Annotated in this window: 17 protein-coding genes; 14 read left to right on the forward strand and 3 right to left on the reverse strand. The window is 55.2% G+C overall.

What is annotated here, in order from left to right; all coding sequences use genetic code 11:
- Positions 1–169: 169 nt before the first annotated feature.
- Complete coding sequence (locus tag NST69_RS04865; protein ID WP_342550083.1) at positions 170–1,726, forward strand: cobyric acid synthase; 1,557 nt, start codon at positions 170–172, stop codon at positions 1,724–1,726.
- A 2-nt stretch (positions 1,727–1,728) separates the two neighbouring features.
- Positions 1,729–2,055, forward strand: a complete 327-nt coding sequence (locus NST69_RS04870; protein ID WP_036727604.1) for a YnfA family protein — start codon at positions 1,729–1,731, stop codon at positions 2,053–2,055.
- A 444-nt stretch (positions 2,056–2,499) separates the two neighbouring features.
- On the opposite strand, the gene NST69_RS04875 is transcribed toward NST69_RS04870, so the two are convergent.
- Positions 2,500–4,188 carry a methyl-accepting chemotaxis protein gene (locus NST69_RS04875; protein WP_036727606.1) on the reverse strand — a complete coding sequence of 563 codons (1,689 nt, stop codon included), beginning with the start codon at positions 4,186–4,188 and terminating at the stop codon, positions 2,500–2,502.
- A 301-nt stretch (positions 4,189–4,489) separates the two neighbouring features.
- Here NST69_RS04875 and NST69_RS04880 point away from each other — a divergent pair, with 301 nt between their 5' ends.
- Positions 4,490–5,197, forward strand: coding sequence for a queuosine precursor transporter (locus NST69_RS04880; protein WP_339313089.1), 708 nt, complete (start codon positions 4,490–4,492; stop codon positions 5,195–5,197).
- A 113-nt stretch (positions 5,198–5,310) separates the two neighbouring features.
- Here the strand turns inward: NST69_RS04880 and NST69_RS04885 are convergent, their stop codons facing one another.
- The gene (locus NST69_RS04885) at positions 5,311–6,405 is read right to left on the reverse strand and encodes a Xaa-Pro peptidase family protein (RefSeq protein ID WP_339313090.1); all 1,095 of its coding nucleotides are present in this window, start codon (positions 6,403–6,405) and stop codon (positions 5,311–5,313) included.
- A 174-nt stretch (positions 6,406–6,579) separates the two neighbouring features.
- Here NST69_RS04885 and NST69_RS04890 point away from each other — a divergent pair, with 174 nt between their 5' ends.
- From NST69_RS04890 to NST69_RS04900, 3 genes are all read left to right on the forward strand, one after another.
- The gene (locus NST69_RS04890) at positions 6,580–7,785 is read left to right on the forward strand and encodes a PQQ-dependent sugar dehydrogenase (protein ID WP_339313091.1); all 1,206 of its coding nucleotides are present in this window, start codon (positions 6,580–6,582) and stop codon (positions 7,783–7,785) included.
- Between the two features lie 136 nt (positions 7,786–7,921).
- Positions 7,922–8,764 carry an SDR family oxidoreductase gene (locus NST69_RS04895; protein WP_342550084.1) on the forward strand — a complete coding sequence of 281 codons (843 nt, stop codon included), beginning with the start codon at positions 7,922–7,924 and terminating at the stop codon, positions 8,762–8,764.
- A 119-nt stretch (positions 8,765–8,883) separates the two neighbouring features.
- Complete coding sequence (locus tag NST69_RS04900; protein ID WP_339254306.1) at positions 8,884–9,387, forward strand: N-acetyltransferase family protein; 504 nt, start codon at positions 8,884–8,886, stop codon at positions 9,385–9,387.
- Positions 9,388–9,406: 19 nt separating this feature from the next.
- Here NST69_RS04900 and NST69_RS04905 read toward each other — a convergent pair whose 3' ends face one another.
- Positions 9,407–9,760 (reverse strand): helix-turn-helix domain-containing protein, encoded by a 354-nt coding sequence (locus tag NST69_RS04905; RefSeq protein WP_036727611.1) that lies wholly within the window; start codon positions 9,758–9,760, stop codon positions 9,407–9,409.
- A gap of 90 nt (positions 9,761–9,850) precedes the next feature.
- Here NST69_RS04905 and NST69_RS04910 point away from each other — a divergent pair, with 90 nt between their 5' ends.
- The 8 genes from NST69_RS04910 to NST69_RS04945 all read left to right on the forward strand — a co-directional run bounded on the left by NST69_RS04910 (position 9,851) and on the right by NST69_RS04945 (position 17,427).
- Positions 9,851–10,111: a YqkE family protein gene (locus NST69_RS04910; protein ID WP_036727612.1), complete on the forward strand. Its 261-nt coding sequence runs from the start codon at positions 9,851–9,853 to the stop codon at positions 10,109–10,111.
- 392 nt (positions 10,112–10,503) lie between these two features.
- Positions 10,504–11,952 (forward strand): RtcB family protein, encoded by a 1,449-nt coding sequence (locus tag NST69_RS04915; RefSeq protein WP_342548651.1) that lies wholly within the window; start codon positions 10,504–10,506, stop codon positions 11,950–11,952.
- A gap of 2 nt (positions 11,953–11,954) precedes the next feature.
- Positions 11,955–13,241 carry an AAA family ATPase gene (locus tag NST69_RS04920; protein ID WP_341169789.1) on the forward strand — a complete coding sequence of 429 codons (1,287 nt, stop codon included), beginning with the start codon at positions 11,955–11,957 and terminating at the stop codon, positions 13,239–13,241.
- 589 nt (positions 13,242–13,830) lie between these two features.
- Positions 13,831–14,334 carry a sigma-70 family RNA polymerase sigma factor gene (locus NST69_RS04925; RefSeq protein ID WP_076081859.1) on the forward strand — a complete coding sequence of 168 codons (504 nt, stop codon included), beginning with the start codon at positions 13,831–13,833 and terminating at the stop codon, positions 14,332–14,334.
- Positions 14,327–15,529, forward strand: a complete 1,203-nt coding sequence (locus NST69_RS04930) for an anti-sigma factor (protein WP_342548652.1) — start codon at positions 14,327–14,329, stop codon at positions 15,527–15,529. Before NST69_RS04925 ends, NST69_RS04930 begins: the two co-directional genes overlap by 8 nt.
- Before the next feature lie 181 nt (positions 15,530–15,710).
- Positions 15,711–16,217 carry a metallophosphoesterase gene (locus tag NST69_RS04935; protein WP_342548653.1) on the forward strand — a complete coding sequence of 169 codons (507 nt, stop codon included), beginning with the start codon at positions 15,711–15,713 and terminating at the stop codon, positions 16,215–16,217.
- Positions 16,218–16,229: 12 nt separating this feature from the next.
- Positions 16,230–16,691: a GNAT family N-acetyltransferase gene (locus NST69_RS04940; protein WP_341169785.1), complete on the forward strand. Its 462-nt coding sequence runs from the start codon at positions 16,230–16,232 to the stop codon at positions 16,689–16,691.
- Between the two features lie 25 nt (positions 16,692–16,716).
- Entirely contained in the window at positions 16,717–17,427 is a 711-nt protein-coding gene (locus NST69_RS04945; RefSeq protein ID WP_342548654.1) for an HAD family hydrolase, read from the forward strand.
- The last annotated feature ends 49 nt before the right edge of the window (positions 17,428–17,476 follow it).

The following is a 17,476-nucleotide window of genomic DNA, read 5'->3' on the forward strand; positions in this document are numbered from 1 at the left end:
TATACGCCGCACCACCCGGCGACCAACACCTGCGCGCCGACAAGCCGGCAGCAGCAAGAAAGCGAGGAAGATGAACATGGAAGATACAGCCTCATATATAGGCGCAATAGGCGCACTAGGCGCAGCCCGGTCAGCGGAATCCGGGCCTCGGCGCCCCGGCGCCGTGCTGATGATCCAGGGGACAGCCTCCGATGTCGGCAAAAGCCTGGTCACTGCCGCCATCGGGCGGATTATGACCCGGGACGGCTACCGGACGGCCCCGTTCAAGTCGCAGAATATGGCGCTGAATTCCTATGTCACAGCGGACGGCAAGGAAATCGGCCGTGCCCAGGGGATGCAGGCGGAAGCCTTCGGCATTACGGCTACCAGCGATATGAATCCGATTCTGCTGAAGCCCTCCGGAGAGATGAGTGCGCAGATTGTCGTGCATGGGGTGCCGCATGCCGCCCTCAGCGCGAGGGAATACCGTGAGAAGTTCCTTCCCGAAGCTAAGGACACCGTAATGGATGCGCTCGGGAGGCTGCGGGAAGCTTATGATATTGTGCTGATGGAGGGTGCGGGCAGTCCGGCGGAAATCAATCTTAAAAGCCGGGATATCGTCAATATGAATCTGGCCGGATGGGCAGATGCACCCGTGCTGCTGGTCGCCGACATTGACCGGGGCGGGGTCTTCGCCTTCATCGTCGGCACCCTGGAGCTGCTGGAGCCGCATGAACGCGCCCGGGTGAAGGGCTTCATCATCAATAAATTCCGCGGGGATGTCTCCCTGTTACAGCCCGGACTAGACTGGCTGGAGGAGCGTACAGGCATCCCGGTACTCGGGGTGCTGCCGTTCCTGCCGCAGCTGCGGATTGAGGCGGAGGATTCCGTGGTACTAGAAGGAACGTCCGGCCGTCAGCGGGAGGAGTCCGCGAAGGAGCTTGATATCGCCGTCATCCGTTATCCGCGGATCTCCAACTTCACCGACTTCGATCCGCTGGAGGAGGAGCCGGATACCGTCTTACGCTACGTGCAGTCGGCAGATGAGCTGGGAACGCCGGATGTAATTATCCTGCCGGGCACGAAGAACACTGCTGCTGACCTGCAATATCTGCGCGAGCAGGGCTTCCCTGCTGCAATCGAGCGTGCGCTGGAGCGGGGAACAGAGCAGCTTGCCGGAATCTGCGGCGGGTATCAGATGCTGGGCTTGAAGCTGCTGGATCCCCATGCCGTAGAGAGTGCGGAGCCGGGAGAGAGTGAGGGGCTGGGATATCTGCCGCTCTCGACAGCTTTTCTCCAGCACAAGACTACGGTGCGGGTGAGCGGCGGGCTGGCTGCGGATCATCCCCTGCGGTTAAGCACCACAGCCAATGGTGTAACACCGGAAGTTTTGCCTGTCGCTGGTTATGAGATACATATGGGAACAACCACGAACCACGATCCGTCTTCTGTACTCAGCCTGTTTACGCTGGCCGGACCGGAAGGACAGGCTGTGCCGGAGGGTTGGGGAACCCGGGACGGTAGAGTCTGGGGCAGCTATCTGCACGGGCTGTTCCATAATGATGCCCTGCGCCGGAGCTGGCTGAACGGACTGCGCAGCTCCAAGGGGCTGACACCGCTAACGGCGACCTTCTCGGCTGCCGAACTCCGTGAACAGGAATTTGACCGGCTGGCAGATGCTGTGGAGTCCCATTTGAATATGGCTGCGGTATATGCAACCATGGGTTTGCCTGGAGGGGGAGAATAGCCATGCTGCTTGCAGTGCTGCTGTTTGTTGTAGCTGGTCTCGCTGAGATCGGCGGCGGATACCTCGTCTGGCTCTGGCTGCGGGAATCGCGCCCGTTATGGTATGGATTAGCAGGCTCGGTTATCCTGATCGCCTATGGTATAATCCCGACCCTGCAGAAGTTTCCTTCGTTTGGCCGGGTATACGCCGCTTATGGCGGAGTATTCATCGTACTGGCTGTACTGTGGGGCTGGCTGGTGGACCGCAAGACGCCGGATCTCTACGACTGGATCGGGGCCGGCATCTGTGTCATCGGGGTATCCGTCATTTTATGGGCGCCAAGGCACTGAGCAACAACCTTCTCTTTTCCAAAAAAAAGCAGTTCCAAAGGCCACATCGCCTCGGGAACTGCTTTTCTATTGTATTAGCTGGTCCGGCGGATCTTCAAGCTCTGTATCAGTATCAGCGTCAAAAATAGTTGGATTTTCGGCACTTGTTCATGCACCACAGGCACCTTGCTAAGCAATAGTTGGAAAAAAGGCACTTAAAAAAGCTGGAATTACCGAAAAAAGAGAATTCACCCGATAATAAGTTACACTTTTCTAACTAAAATCCTCTAACGTTCCAAAATTGCGGAATTAAGATACATTTATCCAACTAAATCCTGCATCACGCTAACGGCAGCAGCATTCGCAGAGGTCCCAGCACTCCCTTCCACTAAACAAGATACCGTTTGAAAATCAATTTACACTATAAGCGCTCCCGCTATCTCCACATGACCGCTCTTAGCTCCCTCAAATCTTAAACTGCTGAGCGGCCTTCTGCAGCTTCACGGCCTGCTGGTAGAGGTGCTCGACAGTTAGGGCATGGCCCTCCAGCTCTTCATGCTGGCGTGCCGAGTTGTCGGCAAGCGTGTCTGCGTTCTGCTGCGACTTGGCGGTAATCTGCGCCGTTTCTTCTACAGAGGCACTGACTTCCTCGGTACCTGCTGAGATCTGCTGGGTTGCGGCAGAGACGGACTGGATGCTGTGATTGATGCTCTGAATGAGGATCAGCAGGTGGTTGAAGGCGTTGCCTGCTTCGACCACCTTATTCACTCCGGAAGCCACTTCAGCGTTGACATGGTTCATTTCGGATACGGACTGGTTCATATCCTCCTGCAGACTCAGCAGGAATTCACGGATCTGCTCATTGGACTCCTTGGACTGCTCGGAGAGCTTGCGCACTTCTCCGGCCACCACAGCGAATCCGCGGCCATGCTCCCCGGCACGGGCAGCCTCAATGGAAGCATTGAGCGACAGCATCTGAATCTGCTTGGTAATCTCCGTAATCCCCTGCACGACTTCACCGATCATCAGCGAGCGTTCGTTCATCAAGCGGAATTGCTCCAGTGACTGTTCGGAGGCCTGCTCTACCTGGCGCATCTGCTCCACTGCACTCTGGGCAATATCATTGCCGCTCTGGGCTTCGGTGGAAGCCTCGCTGATCTGCTCGGTGACCTCACCGGCGGCGGAGGCAATATGCTGGATGCCCATATTGATCTCATCCATGGCGCGGGAGTTATCCATCGCGCTGCTGGCAATCATGGTACTGCCCTTGCCGATCTCTTCCACAGAGGCCGCTGAATGTTCAGCCATCTCATTAAGGATCTGGACACGCGTCTTCAGATCATTGGAATCGGCCACTACTGTCCCGGAGGTATCCAGCACATGTCCGATCATCTCCTTCAAGCGCTCACTCATGATGCGGAAGCTCTCGGAGAGCTGTCCGACTTCATCGGTACCCTTAAGCGTGAGCGCTTCGGTGAAGTCGCCGCCTGCCAGCTTGTTGCTGTAGGCCGCAAGCTTAGAGATCGGACGGGTGATTCTGCGGCTCATGAAGCCAGCAGCAGTGACGCCTACCACCAGCGCCAGCAGGGTAATTCCTGCGCTTGTCCACAGGATGCTGCTCATTTTGTCTTGGACGAAGTTCATATCGGCGCTTGCAGCTACAATCATGGTTGTTCCGGGAACACCGACATAGGCACTTTTATGTATACCGTGGCTATCACTATAGATTTCACTAAGCCCTGTCTTTCCTTTGGAGGCTTGCTCCATGGCAGGCGATACTTCTAAGGCTTCATCCGGCTGGAGCTTGGCGCCATGATCTGCGGTCAGGACAGTGGCCTGGCCATCCTTCAGATTGATGAGGAAGAGAGTATCCACATCCAGCTTTTTACGCTTGTCTTCCAAATAGAATTCGACATTGGTCCTGGCCTGCTCATTCTTGTTCAGGGTCTGCTGCGCACTGGTTGCATTCAGGTTCTTATAGGCATCCTGGGCGGCGGCACTCAGAGACTTGTCGATCTGCGGAATGACATAGCTGTTAATGGTGCCGATAGATATAATGTAGAAGCTGATACTCAACGTAAGAGAAGTGAGTAGCAAAACGACAAACAGCAACAGCGTAAATTTGCGACTAATTGATTTTTTGAAGCCAAACATGGCATTCGCTCCTTTTTACGTGAAATGCATCTTAATCTCCATATTCTATAGAATTAACCTCCGGTTGAATAGTGAAAATTTGCAATATACTGCATTATTTTCAGAAATAACTGAATATTTAATGACTCTATCACTATTTCGGCAAAAAGAAGCAACGAAATGCCGTTTTTCTGAAAATTTAAAATTTCATAGCATGTTAGCTTTGTATGTGATAGAGTAGTAATGTTTTGTTTCTTGAATACTGCGATCCGCGGTTCGTAACCATCCCGCGTAACCAAAACTAGGAGGAATACCAGGCATTATGTTTAATTTGTTGTGGGGCGTTTGTTTTGTTGTCGTTAATTTTGTGTTTTTTCTGCTGTGCTACCGCTTATTCGGTAAAAAAGGGCTCTACGCCTGGGTCGGCATGGCGACCGTAGTCGCTAATATCCAGGTCGCCAAGACGATTGCGATGCCGTTCGATATCGTGATGACGCTGGGCAATACGATGTATGTCACACTCTATATGACCAGTGACCTGCTCAATGAGCGGTATGGCCGGGCTGAAGCGCGGAGCGCTGTATGGTTCGGCTTCTTCACGCTGCTGATGACGACCGTCATTATGCAGATGGTGCTGGTGTTCAAGCCGCAGGAGACGGACATTGCCCAATCCGCGCTGCAGACGATATTCGGCCTGATGCCGAGACTGGCGCTGGGCAGTCTGACCGCTTATTTTATCAGCCAGTTCCTGGATGTACGGCTCTACGCCTGGATACGAAAATATTACGGCAGCTCTAAGCAGCTATGGATTCGCTCGAACGGCAGCACGATGATCAGCTCCTTTGTCGATACGCTGATCTTCTGCACGATTGCTTTTGCCGGAACCTATGACATGAAGGTGTGGACCGAGATTCTGCTGACCACCTACCTGTCCAAGTTCATCCTCACGGCCGCCGGCACGCCGGTGCTGTATCTGGGCCGTTCCTTCAAATTCGCCGAAGAAGAGCAGAAGCCTGTTATCCGGGAGTAAGTCTCCCCATTATAAAGCCCCAGCCCCGAAGATCGGGAGACTGGGGCTTTTGTGTGCCGTGATGTATAGCGGACTCGCGAACTAACTTGAAGCTTCCTGAACGCTCAGCAGAATTACAGGTTAAGCACTGTCCATTCTTTGGGGAAGCGGGTCAGCGTCTGCGGACCTTCGGCGGTGACCAGCACATCGTCCTCAATGCGCACACCGCCGAGACCCGGCACATAAATTCCCGGCTCTACGGTGAAGACGTTGCCGTTCTGGATAATATCCGTATTCAGCCCGTGCAGCGAAGGATATTCATGGGTGTCCATGCCCAGCCCGTGTCCGACACGGTGCATGAAGTACTCTCCGTAACCTGCGGCGTCAATGACATCACGTGCCGCTTTGTCGACAGAACCGAAGGACGCTCCGGCCACGGAGGCGGCAATGCCCGCTTCATTGGCAGCAAGCACAGCACTATATATATCACGCAGTCTGCTGTCCACTTCACCTACAGCGAAGGTGCGGGTAATATCGGAAGCGTAGCCTCCGGCATACACACCGAGGTCGAACATAAGCAGATCGCCCGGCTGAATAAGGCGTTCGCCCGGTACGCCGTGTGGGAGGGCCGTTTTCGGACCGGACAGCACCATCGTGTCGAAGGAGGGGCCGGAGGCACCGGTTTTTTTCATCAGATACTCCAGCTCCGCTACCAGTTCAATCTCGCTGACGCCGGCTTTGACATGCGCCAGACCCTGACGGAGAACCTCCTCCACCAGCTCGGCGGCATGCTGCATGATGCGCACTTCCTCCGGGGTCTTGACCGCGCGCATCGCCCGTAGCAGATGGCCGATATCCTGGTAGGAACCGGCGGCGACCGCTTCTGCGAGGAGTTCATACCGGCTGACGGAGAAGTGTTCCTTCTCGATGCCGATGCTGCCCGGACTAACATTGCCGAAGCGTGACTTCAGCAGAGCGTACGGGTTGTCCGTGTCACTGTGTGTCAGAATCGTCTTCACCGAGGAGGCGGCATGCGCGGCTTCGGCGTCCAGCGCCGGAACGATCAGCACCGGGTTCTCGCCCCGGATCAGCAGCAGGCCCAGAAAACGTTCATGCGGGTTGCTGGCAAAGCCCGTCAAATAGTACACATGCTTGGGATCGGTTACGAGCAGGGCATCCAGGCTTGCGGCTGCCATGTCCTGCTCCAGTTGTTGCAGAGCTGCATTCATTTCATTAGTTCCCCTTTCATCTACACGCTTGAACAGCAATGTTCCCATTATAATTCATAAAAATGGATGCTGCACCTCCCGTTATCACTGCAGCCTCAGTCGTTTGAGGAAGAGAAGCACAGGGTAATAGTTGCCACAATCAGGATCTGATAATACTTGAAGGAGGTTAGGAATATGAATGGATCAAAAATAAGGTTACTCTCCCGGACCTGTCTGCTGCGTGTAACACTGGTCTTGCTGATGACGTTGCTGTCAGCCTGCACTTCTGCTGCACAGGAGGATAGTCTGCAGGAGAATGGGGCAGAAGGCAGTCCGCCGGTCAACGCCCAGCCTGATGAAGCTCCGGGTGTATCCCCGGATTTCCCCTATACTGCTGAGACTTTAGCCAGCGGACTGGAGGTTCCCTGGGAGATGGCGTTTGCAGCGGATGGACGAATTTTCATTACAGAGCGTTCCGGCAGCCTGCGTGTCATGGAGAACGGCAAGCTGCGCGATGCTCCGCTGCTGAAGCTCTCGGATCCTTTTGTCAGCAAGGGAGAAGGCGGGCTCTTGGGGCTTGCGCTGGATTCTGATTTTGAGCAGAATGGACGGGCTTATGTCTATCACACATACCGTACCGAAGAGGGCGAACCGGCGAACCGGGTGCTGCAGCTTCAGATTGGAAGCAGCTCAGCAGAGATCAGCCGGGTTCTGCTGGATCAAATACCTGGCGACAACAATCATAACGGCGGACGGATCAAGATCGGGCCGGACGGGAATTTGTACATCACCACAGGTGACCGCTATGAGCCGGAGCTGGCGCAGGACAAGGATAATCTGGGCGGCAAAATCCTGCGGATTACGACCAGCGGCTCCATCCCCGAAGACAACCCGTGGCCCGGATCGCCGGTCTACAGCATGGGTCACCGCAATGCCCAGGGGCTGGCCTGGCAGCCGGAGAGCGGGTCGCTCTACAGCTCCGAGCATGGGCAGTCCAATCATGATGAGCTGAATCTCATCAAGGCCGGAGCCAATTATGGCTGGCCGCTGATCGAAGGCGATGAGACCGGAGACGGCCAGCCGAAGCTGGTGACTCCGCTGGTCCACAGCGGAGAGGAGACCTGGGCTCCGTCAGGAATGACCTTCATTACGCAGGGACCCTGGGCCGGTGAGCTGCTGGTTGCAAGTCTGGCCGGACAGCAGCTCCTAAGGGTATCGCTGCCGCCTGCGGGCGGAACGCCTTCCATTACCAGCCTGTTCAAGGAAAAGTACGGGCGAATCCGTAATGTGGCGGAAGGGCCGGATGGTACTCTGTACCTTATGACCAACAACCGCGACGGCAGAGGAGATCCGCAGGCGCAGGATGACCGGCTGATTGCGCTGCGTCCGGACTGGAAGTGAAGAATGGCCGTTTTTTGACTATGTTAACCCTCTGAAATGATGTAACATAACCTTAACTAGCATATACTTACTCGGATTAGGCCAGGCCGCTACAATTGCCTATAGGACCTATATGCAGGAGAGGGGGAAGATGTCCATGCAAGGAAAAACGGTGCTGGTCACCGGTGCAAACTCCGGGATGGGGCTGGCTACAACCGTGGAAATGGCCCGCAGGGGAGCAACTGTCATTATGGCCTGCCGCAGCCTTAAGCGGGGGGAAGAGGCTCTTGCCGAAGCGGTGCGGCAGAGCGGCTCCAGCCAGATCCGGCTGATGCTGTGCGATCTCGCTTCCTTCGATAGCATTCGCGCTTTTGCCGGGGCGTTCACTGCCGAATATCCTGTGCTGGATGTTCTGATCAATAACGCAGGGGTGGTAGCGCTGAAGCGTGAGCTGACAGCAGATGGCTACGAGCTGGATCTGGGCGTGAATCATCTGGGGCACTTTCTGCTGACCCACCTGCTGCTGGATAACCTCAAGGCTGCTGAACAGGGGCGGATTGTTGTCGTGGCATCGGGAGCGTATAAGATCGGCAAGCTCTATCTGGAGGATCATACGCTGTCGCGCGGCTTCAATCCGGCCAAAGCGTACGGCCGCTCCAAGCTGGCGAATATTCTCTTCACCCGTGAGCTGGCTGCGCGCCTGAAGGGAACGCAGGTGACGGTGAACAGCCTGCATCCGGGTGCAGTGGGAACGAGTATCGGCGTGAACCGGGAGACGGGCTTCGGACGCCGGGTTCTGAAGCTGGTGTCCTACTTCTTCCTCACTCCAGAGCAGGGGGCGGATACGGGCATCTATCTGGCGACTGCACCGGAGCTGGACGGGGTAAGCGGGCAATATTATTACCGCCGCAAGATCAAGGAACTGACGCCACGGGCGGAGGATACAGAAGCGGCCGCACGATTATGGAAATGGAGTCTGGAACAGACCGGGCTTGAATAATGCTGTTTCAGTGAGGTTGCTTCAGCTTTACTGAAACTGTAGAACTGCTGCGTAATAAGACCGGCTTGGAGTATAATTACTCTACGGATGCTCATACCACAATTAGGAGGACGTACAGCATGGATTGGCAGGCTTACAGCATAGAGGATGCAGTAATAGAGGATTTGGAAGCAATTGTGGAGATCTATAATTCGACGGTTGCCGGAAGAGTGGTAACTGCGGATCTTGAACCGGTAAGCGTAGAGGAGCGGGTGGGATGGTTCCATGAGCATAACAGCCATCACCGGCCGCTGTGGGTACTGAGACAGGGGGGCGAGATCGCGGCCTGGTTCAGCTTCCAGTCGTTCTACGGACGTCCGGCTTATAATGGAACAGCAGAGATTAGTGTCTATGTAAATGAGAAATTCCGCGGCAGCGGTGCGGGAAGTATTCTGCTGGCCAAGGCAGTGGAGGAATGTCCGCGCCTTGGGCTGCAGAATCTGGTCGGGTTCGTATTCGGCCATAACGAGCCCAGCCTCGCCCTGCTGCGGAAGTTCGAATTCAAAGAATGGGGGCTTTTGCCGGGAGTCGCGGTGCTTGACGGCATCCCGCGCGATCTGGTCATCATCGGCCGCAAGCTGTAAATATATAAATCGACAGGCTTTATTGAGGTTGCGGAGGAGCGCTGAAGGCGGAACGGCATTCCTCTTCCGTAATCCATGATTCCGACCATACCTGGAGATCGCGGATGACGGATTCCAGCGCCCGGCCTTTGCCTGTAAGCGAATACTGGATGCGGACGGGGGTCTCAGGGAATACCTCGCGCAGCACGATGCCTTCCTGCTCCAGCTCCTTCAGCCGTTCGGACAGCAGTCGGCCGCTGACAGGCAGCGAGGACTCGATTTCCCCGAAGCGCTGGGGGCCCTGCAAAAGTTGATAGATGATTAAGCCCGTCCAGCGTCTGCCGATAATATCCATGCTTTTTTGTAATCTTGGACATAACTCTGTGGATTTCATTAGGCTCACCTCTTATTGTACATTATAAACGAAAAGCCCTGTGCCTAAAACAAATTTGAAGGATTATAGCCGCATGAAAGGATGATTCCCATGGCAAAAAAGAAAAAAAACACTCCGGCCCCGCGCCCTGCGGCAACGGATGCTCCGGCAACCCTGAAGGATATGCTGAGCGGCGAGGTTCTGGAGAAGCTAAAGGCGCAGTCCGATGCGCTCAAGGCAGAAGAACGGGACAAGAAGGAGGCTGTCCTAAAGGCAGCCGAGGATAAGCGCAAGGCGGAGCAGAAGCGGCTGGAGAATGATTTCGGCCATCTGCTGGAGAACAGCAATCAGGACTGGTCCAAATTTAAGTAAAATAATTTTTTACCAGAATAAGGGTTGACAATCTGCTGCAAGGCCATATATTATTGGGTTTATCATTTAGAGAAGGGAGGCTGACGGATCATGATTGGAACAAATGAACGGAACAGACAGCAGGATCACCTGACAACCGCATATGTACGATCTGATCTCATCGCCTTCGTCCGGAAGACATAATGCGCAGGGTATTGCTGCTGATGTCTGAACTGAATACGGGTGTGCTTTGAACGGGTGCAAGCTTCAACGGGAAGCTGCACTTAGCGCGCCGGGAGCCGCATGATCAGAACTGGTCTGCGGCTCTTTTTTGTGTACCTGGAAACTCGAAATTCACTGAACCCCTATGGAACCGAACCAGAAACCCAACCTGAGAGGAAATGAAAATAGATATGAATAGCATGAAGCAACAAGCGGAAGAGATGTCCCGCTATAAACATGAGGTGGCGCTTCCGGGCGGCGATCTCAAAATCTACGCCAGTGAGCAATTATTCGGCACGCTGGATTACAAGGTCTTGGAGATGGCTAATAACAATCTGCAGATACCAAATATCGAATATATGAGCTATACCCCGGATGTACATGTAGGTGTCGGAACCTGTATCGGCACTACGGCTGTCTGGGATGCCGAATCAGGCTATGTGTCGCCGTCCATTGTGGGCAGCGACATCGGCTGCGGGATGCGCGTGCATCTGACCAACCTGCACGTGGATGATCTGCGAGAAGTGAAGCTGCGCCGCAAGCTGGTCCGCGCCATTGAGCGGTATCTGCCGATGGAGGCCCAGCAGCGCGGCCACTACAGCGATATCCGGCTGGAGAATATCGTACGCAAGGGACTGCACGGCCTGCCTAACAAGTATATCCCAGACAGCTACACGCCGAAGAAATCAAGTGCGCTGTCCCATGTGGAGATCAGCAAGCTGGGCTTCGACGAAGAGATTCTGAATGAGCTGCCGGATATGGCCTGGCACCGGGGCCACCGCCAGCTCGGAACTCTTGGCGGCGGCAACCATTTCGTGGAGATTCAGGCGATTGAGATCGCAGAGGAGCAACGGGAAGTGGCGGAAGCCTGGGGGCTGAAGGACGGGCAGATTGTCGTCATGATCCACTCCGGATCACGGGCCTGGGGCGGCATGGTCAATCAATTCTGTACCCCGGCCTTCGCCAAGGTCATGGGCCAGCTGGGGCTGGGCAGCGCCGACCCGCGCTTGATCTATGCGCCTCTGGCGCATCCGCAGGCGCAGCGCTATGTTAATCTGATGTACTCGGCACTGAACTATGCGGTAGTGAACCGTCACCTGATTGCTTATGGAGTCCGTGAGGGCTTCCGAGACGTCTTCGGCACGAAGTGCGAGCTGCGTACCCTTTACGATCTGATGCACAATTATGCCTGGGAAGAGAAGACTTCCTCAGGCAGCAAGTTCGTCCACCGCAAAGGAGCCACCCGCGCTCTGCCTGCGGAGCATGCGGATAATCCGCGCTCTTATGCGGGGACCGGACATCCGGCGCTGATTCCCGGCTCGATGGGTACGGCCTCTTATATCATGGTCGGCCAGCCCGGAGGGGAAGAGAATTATTATTCCATCTGCCATGGTGCAGGACGTATCCGCTCCCGCTCGGCCACGAAGCGGCTGGTGAGTATCCAGGAATTCTCCCGGTCGATGAAGGTGGGAACGGAAGACGAGATTGTCGTGAACCAGCATTCCCTGGAATCTATCATTGACGAATCCCCCCAAGCCTATAAGAATGTAGATGAGATCATAGAAAGCGTTACGGGGGCCGGCCTGGCTGCCGTTGTGGCCAAATGCAAGCCGCTCGCAGCGATAAAGGGGACGAAATAAGGATGGAGCAGGAGAACAAGAAACCGGCTGTAATCTATGAATATGATGAAGAGAGAGCCGGCATTATCAAAGGCTACGATGTGTATGCCCGCCTGGTGGACGGTATCCTTGAAGCCCTCTACACCCGGTACGGTGTCCGTTACGAGCTGTATGCCAGCGATGACCCCAACAGCGAATACTGGAAGCTGCTGGAGAACGATGTGCAGAGCGGGAATGCCGGGGTGGAGCATGTGGCGCGGATTTTTGACCGTCTGGAGGACCGGACCTTCGTGTTCGATGATGAGAAGGAGCAGCCGGAGTACCATATCCATCTGTCGGTCCGCAATAATGTGCTCGCTTATCCGGCGATGGGCATTGCGCTGGCGCGGGTTCCGGTGTTTCAGGAGAACGGCATTAACTTTCAGGATTATGTATTTGCCGCATCGGATCAGCAGCTGCAGTTCTTCCTTGGTAATGTGCGCAAGCGTCAGCGGGAGCAGAATATCAACAAGGTGACGGTGTTCACCGACCGGCGCAACGGGATCTCCCGTGAGGATGAGCCGATTACGCGTGCGGTTAGGCGTGAAGAGGTGATTTTGGACGCCGGTATCAAAAAAGAGATCTACCGCTCGCTCGACCAGTTCTTCGACAGCGACCGCAGCTTCTATGTGACCTATGATATCCCGTACAAGCGGGGGATTCTGCTCTACGGGCATCCGGGCAACGGCAAGACCACCCTGGTCAAATCCATTGCCGGAAGCGTGCCGGGACCGGTGCTCTATTGGCAGATTACGGAGTATACGAGCAGCGAATCGGTGAATGAGGTGTTCGAGGCTGCGGCCCGGCTGGCGCCGATGGTGCTCGTGATCGAGGACATCGACTCCATGCCGCAGGAGGTGCGCTCTTTCTTCCTGAACACGCTGGACGGGGCCACCTCCAAGGAGGGAATCTTCCTGATTGGCACGACCAATTACCCTGACAAAATCGACCCGGGTCTCATGAACCGCGCCGGGCGCTTCGACCGGGCCTACGAGATCAAGATGCCAAGCGAAGCGCTGCGCCTTGAATATCTGCAGCTGCGCGGCTTCTCCGCCTTCGCAGGTGAGGAAGGCACGGCCACCGCTTCGCGTCTGACCGGGGATTTCTCCCTGACCCAGCTCGGCGAGCTGTATGTCAGTGCCGCACTGGAATGGCATGAGAACGGCACGGCAGATGTGGAGCTTCTGGTGCGCGGCATGCGCGGCGAGCTGGACAAGGGGCGCAAACGGGAATGGATGAAGGATGCTTCGGCCAGCATCGGTTTTTATTGAATAAAATACGTGGAGAGCAGGCTGCCAGCGCGAATGAGGCTGGGGAATGAATCGCCAGAGTTAGCATACAGGGGGCCGGGAGGCTCCCTTTGTGCTGAATTTGAGCTCCTCCGCCGTTGCTGGCTGCTAGCCTTCGGTGTTTACAAATTAGAGGTTTCGGGGTCATCTGGGGAGTTTTGCGGACACAGAGGACGTTATTTGGCGAAAAAGACGGCTTTTCTGCTCGTATCGGACTCAGGAGCCCCTATATTGTATTGTGGAGCGTAAACGGAGGCCGGAGAGGGGGCTTAACGGCATCTGAGTCCGCCAGGCGTGCGAAATGCTGTGTTCCGGCCAAATAAGGGATCTCCAGTCCGCAACGGGAGTGGCGGGGTTCGCACCCCCGCACACGCCCCCGCACATCGCGCCCCCTGCACGTCGCCCCCTGCACCATCGCATCTCGGCCCATTGCACCCTAGCGGATCCCGCACCACCGCCTCTCCGGGGAAGAAGGACTTTGCTTGCGAACAAAATGGATGATTTCAGGAAATTTCGTACAGAGGTGTAACTTTTCGCATTCTCATACGTGGATGGAGTAAGGGGGGAGGAGATGGAGCCAAATTCGCTGGATGAACTATATGAACATTATGTTGACGACATCTACCGCTATCTGCGCTCCCTCTGCCAGGACCATCATGCGGCTGAAGATTTGATGCAGGATACCTTTTACCGGGCGTATCTGTATCTGGAGGATTGCCGGGAGGAACGGGTTAAGCCGTGGCTGTTCCGGGTGGCGTATAATGCATTCGTGGATTATACGCGCAAAGAGAAGCGGAGCGTGGCGAAGGAAGGTGCTTATTTCAGCAGCCTGCCCCACCCGGAGACAACGGAAGGCACTCTGTTGAAGCAGGAACGGTGGGAGGAAGCGGCGCGGGCGCTTAGCCTGTTGCCGGAGGGGCAGCGCCATGCCCTGCTGCTGCACGATGTGCACGGGCTGAGCTATAAGGAAGCTGCTGGCATTATGGAGGTGGGCTTGTCCCAATACAAGATACTCATATTCCGCGCCAGGCAGAAGCTGCGTGAGGCGGATCGGAGGAGGAATGAGCATGAGTGAGGAATTCAAAGAGAAGCTGCGCCAATACAGCGAGGGTACCCTCCCGGAGGAAGAGCGTGAGGAGCTGGAGAGTGAGCTGGCGAAGCTTGAAGCGTATCAGTTGTATCTGGAGGAACAGATGGAGCGCGAGGATCAGGCAGACGGGCGGTGGAGCCTACCGGACCGGACGGAGGACGCAGCTTCGGGATCACAGAAGAAGAACAGGAAGAAGAACGAGAAGCGGATTATCCGCCGGGGCAAATGGAAGGCGCGGATTAACAATACACTTACTGTATTTTCGGCGTTCCTGATCTTTACGGTCATCAGCGGCATCATTACAACAGTCTTCTACAACACCAGCGACCGCATCGATACCTATCGTGATGTGGTGTCATCAGCGATTGCTGTTACCCGTCCTAACACCACGGTGCATCTGTCAGCGGATGTTCATAATTTTTACCGGATGGAATTATCCGGGAATGTGCTTAAGCAGGTGGGTAGCGAGAGTATTCAGGTCGGTAATTATACACAGAAATTCCTTCTGGGACTGGCCAATATTGGAATGTTTAATTGGATGGATGAGCAGAACGGGGCTGGAAAAGTGTTCTACTATCCGTCTGCGGAGGGCAATGCCGGGGGAGGAGATGACAACAGTCAATGGAAGAGGCTCACGAAGCTTCCTGAAGGTACGGTTGCCGAGGCGTATTTGTCACTGGACCGTCTGTATACAACTGATGAGCTGCTCAAACAGCTGGAGCCGCTGAGTCTTCAGCCTGTCTGGTTCGGGGCGGATGCCGGACCTTCAACGAGGGAGAACGATGTGGTGGTATATCCGCTTGGCTTCCCCTATTATCCTATCTGGCATAGGGATGATATGAAGAGATCAGAGGTCACCAAGGAAAAAACAGGCTGGTTCAGCTCCGTATCCTCCTACAGCAGCGTGTCGCCTTCCGTTGAGGCATACGGGAGCGGAGAACTACGTGATGCGAATTTCATCAAGACACTTAGACTGCTGCAGGAGCATCCAAGGCTTACCCGGTCAGCGGCACACATCAATCAGATCGACACCTCTGTGGCCTATCTGGAGCAGAACGGGGTCAAGCTCTACGGAGCCGTTGTCACCGGACCGGTCAAGGAGTTGCTGAAGCTGCGCGAAGCTTCGTGGGTAAGCCACCTCCAGGTAGGGGAAGTACGGCTTTGGAACTGGACGGAGTGAGGATCACTATATATGAAAATGGCTAAAGGATCAGATCGCGGTGACCTGCAGCTTCAATTTGCATTCCCTCTTCAGGGCATCGTACAATGATAGAACGTAAACTTGGATTTGAACATAAAAATGGCTGGGAATCGCAGTTTACCGCGCTTCTTAGCCATTTTGAATAAGGAGGAGAATGCAGATGAAGATTGGAGTGGTATCGGATACACATCTCTCAAGCCGGGCCAAGGGGCTGCCGTCCGTGCTTATGAAGGAATTTCGCCAGGTGGATATCATTCTGCATTTGGGAGACTGGGTGTCGCCGGAGATTTACGATATGCTCGCCGAGCTTGCTCCGGTAGAGGGGATTGCCGGGAACAACGATGGCTATGAGATTATTGAGCGCTTCGGCGAGAGCAAGATCCTTACGCTTGAAGGCTTGCGCATCGGAATGATTCATGGACACGCTCCGTATTCCCGCAAGGGTACGGACGGTAATGCGCTGCTCGCTTTTGAAGGCCAGGACGTAGATTGCATCCTCTTCGGGCATTCCCATCAGCCGCTTATGCGCCGGGAGAACGGGATTCTGCTGTTCAACCCCGGATCACCTACGGATAAGCGGCGGGAGAAGCAATATTCCTTCGGCCTGATGGATATTGAGGATGGTAAGATTACCGCCCGTCATGTCTTTTATGATTTCAGGGAATAAGGGGGATTACCTTTGTTGAATTATCGTTTTGAACGGGCAGGTCTTGAGGATGTGGAGGAGCTTGTACCGCTGTTCGATGAATACCGCAGCTTCTACGGCCAGCAGCCGGACAGGGAAGCCGCCAGGGAATTCCTGCAGGCAAGACTGGAGAACGGAGAGTCTGTTGTCTTCATGGCTGTTGCCGGTGAAGGTGAAGACAGGCGGATATATGGGATAGCGCAGCTGTATCCCTCATTCTCTTCCATTACGGTTCAGCCGGTGTGGATACTGAATGATCTGTTTGTGACGCAGGAGCAGCGGGGACAGGGACTGGGCTCACTGCTGCTTGAAGGCGTGAAGGGATTCGCGCAGGGGACAGGCGCCAAGGGTTTGACGCTATCCACCATGACAACCAATACCGGTGCACAGCGTCTATACGAAGCTCAGGGTTATGAGCGGGACGAGAGCTTTTTCACTTATCATTTATATTTCTGAAGATATAGTTAGGAGAGTTATAGTGGTGGAGACAAGCAGTAAGCTGGCTGTATTTTTTGATCTGGATGATACACTATATGACCACCTGGTCCCCTTCAGGGAAGCTGTACGTGAGGTGCTGGCCCCTGAGGAGGACAAGCTGGATTATGCGGAGCTGTTCTACACGGTAAGGCATCATAGCGACTTGCTGTGGCCGAAGTATCTGCGCGGGGAGATGGAGCTGGAGGAGACGCGGGTGCTGCGGCTGGAGCTGGCTTTTGCCGAATATGGGTTGCCGCTCAACCGGGAGCAGGCGGTGCAGATACAGGCCTCCTATATTGCCCGCCAGTACACGATTGAGATGATTGACGGCGTAGCAGAGCAGCTTCAGCGGTTCATTAGCCTGGGCCATCCGGTAGGCATTATCACCAACGGCCCGCAGGAGCACCAGATGGGCAAGCTGCGCGGGCTGGGCATCGACCGGATCATTCCCCCGGAGATGATCTTCATCTCGGATGCTGTCGGTCTGGCGAAGCCGGACCCGGCCATCTTCGCTCATGTCAACAGGGTGACGGGAACTACACCGGAGAACAGCCTTTATGTGGGCGATACCTGGGCCAACGATGTAGTAGGCGCGCTGACGGCAGGCTGGAAGGTATGCTGGTACAATCCGCGCGGGCGGCAGCCGGGCACGGACCATGCGCCGAGCTATATTTTCAAGAATTATAAGGAGTTCGGTGCGTTGCCGCTGGTGTGAGGGATTGCGCCGCTGTGACAAGACTCCGGGCTAAATATTCATACAGAAA

It is taken from the genome of Paenibacillus sp. FSL P2-0089 (assembly GCF_038595095.1).
GTDB lineage: Bacteria > Bacillota > Bacilli > Paenibacillales > Paenibacillaceae > Paenibacillus_AQ > Paenibacillus_AQ silagei.

Excerpts from the sequence above, each read along its gene's own strand:
- NST69_RS04865 (WP_342550083.1), top strand. The coding sequence starts at position 170 with ATGATCCAGGGGACAGCCTCCGATGTCGGCAAAAGCCTGGTCACTGCC.
- NST69_RS04870 (WP_036727604.1), top strand. The coding sequence starts at position 1,729 with ATGCTGCTTGCAGTGCTGCTGTTTGTTGTAGCTGGTCTCGCTGAGATC.
- NST69_RS04875 (WP_036727606.1), bottom strand. The coding sequence starts at position 4,188 with ATGTTTGGCTTCAAAAAATCAATTAGTCGCAAATTTACGCTGTTGCTG.
- NST69_RS04880 (WP_339313089.1), top strand. The coding sequence starts at position 4,490 with ATGTTTAATTTGTTGTGGGGCGTTTGTTTTGTTGTCGTTAATTTTGTG.
- NST69_RS04885 (WP_339313090.1), bottom strand. The coding sequence starts at position 6,405 with ATGAATGCAGCTCTGCAACAACTGGAGCAGGACATGGCAGCCGCAAGC.
- NST69_RS04890 (WP_339313091.1), top strand. The coding sequence starts at position 6,580 with ATGAATGGATCAAAAATAAGGTTACTCTCCCGGACCTGTCTGCTGCGT.
- NST69_RS04895 (WP_342550084.1), top strand. The coding sequence starts at position 7,922 with ATGCAAGGAAAAACGGTGCTGGTCACCGGTGCAAACTCCGGGATGGGG.
- NST69_RS04900 (WP_339254306.1), top strand. The coding sequence starts at position 8,884 with ATGGATTGGCAGGCTTACAGCATAGAGGATGCAGTAATAGAGGATTTG.
- NST69_RS04905 (WP_036727611.1), bottom strand. The coding sequence starts at position 9,760 with ATGAAATCCACAGAGTTATGTCCAAGATTACAAAAAAGCATGGATATT.
- NST69_RS04910 (WP_036727612.1), top strand. The coding sequence starts at position 9,851 with ATGGCAAAAAAGAAAAAAAACACTCCGGCCCCGCGCCCTGCGGCAACG.
- NST69_RS04915 (WP_342548651.1), top strand. The coding sequence starts at position 10,504 with ATGAATAGCATGAAGCAACAAGCGGAAGAGATGTCCCGCTATAAACAT.
- NST69_RS04920 (WP_341169789.1), top strand. The coding sequence starts at position 11,955 with ATGGAGCAGGAGAACAAGAAACCGGCTGTAATCTATGAATATGATGAA.
- NST69_RS04925 (WP_076081859.1), top strand. The coding sequence starts at position 13,831 with ATGGAGCCAAATTCGCTGGATGAACTATATGAACATTATGTTGACGAC.
- NST69_RS04930 (WP_342548652.1), top strand. The coding sequence starts at position 14,327 with ATGAGTGAGGAATTCAAAGAGAAGCTGCGCCAATACAGCGAGGGTACC.
- NST69_RS04935 (WP_342548653.1), top strand. The coding sequence starts at position 15,711 with ATGAAGATTGGAGTGGTATCGGATACACATCTCTCAAGCCGGGCCAAG.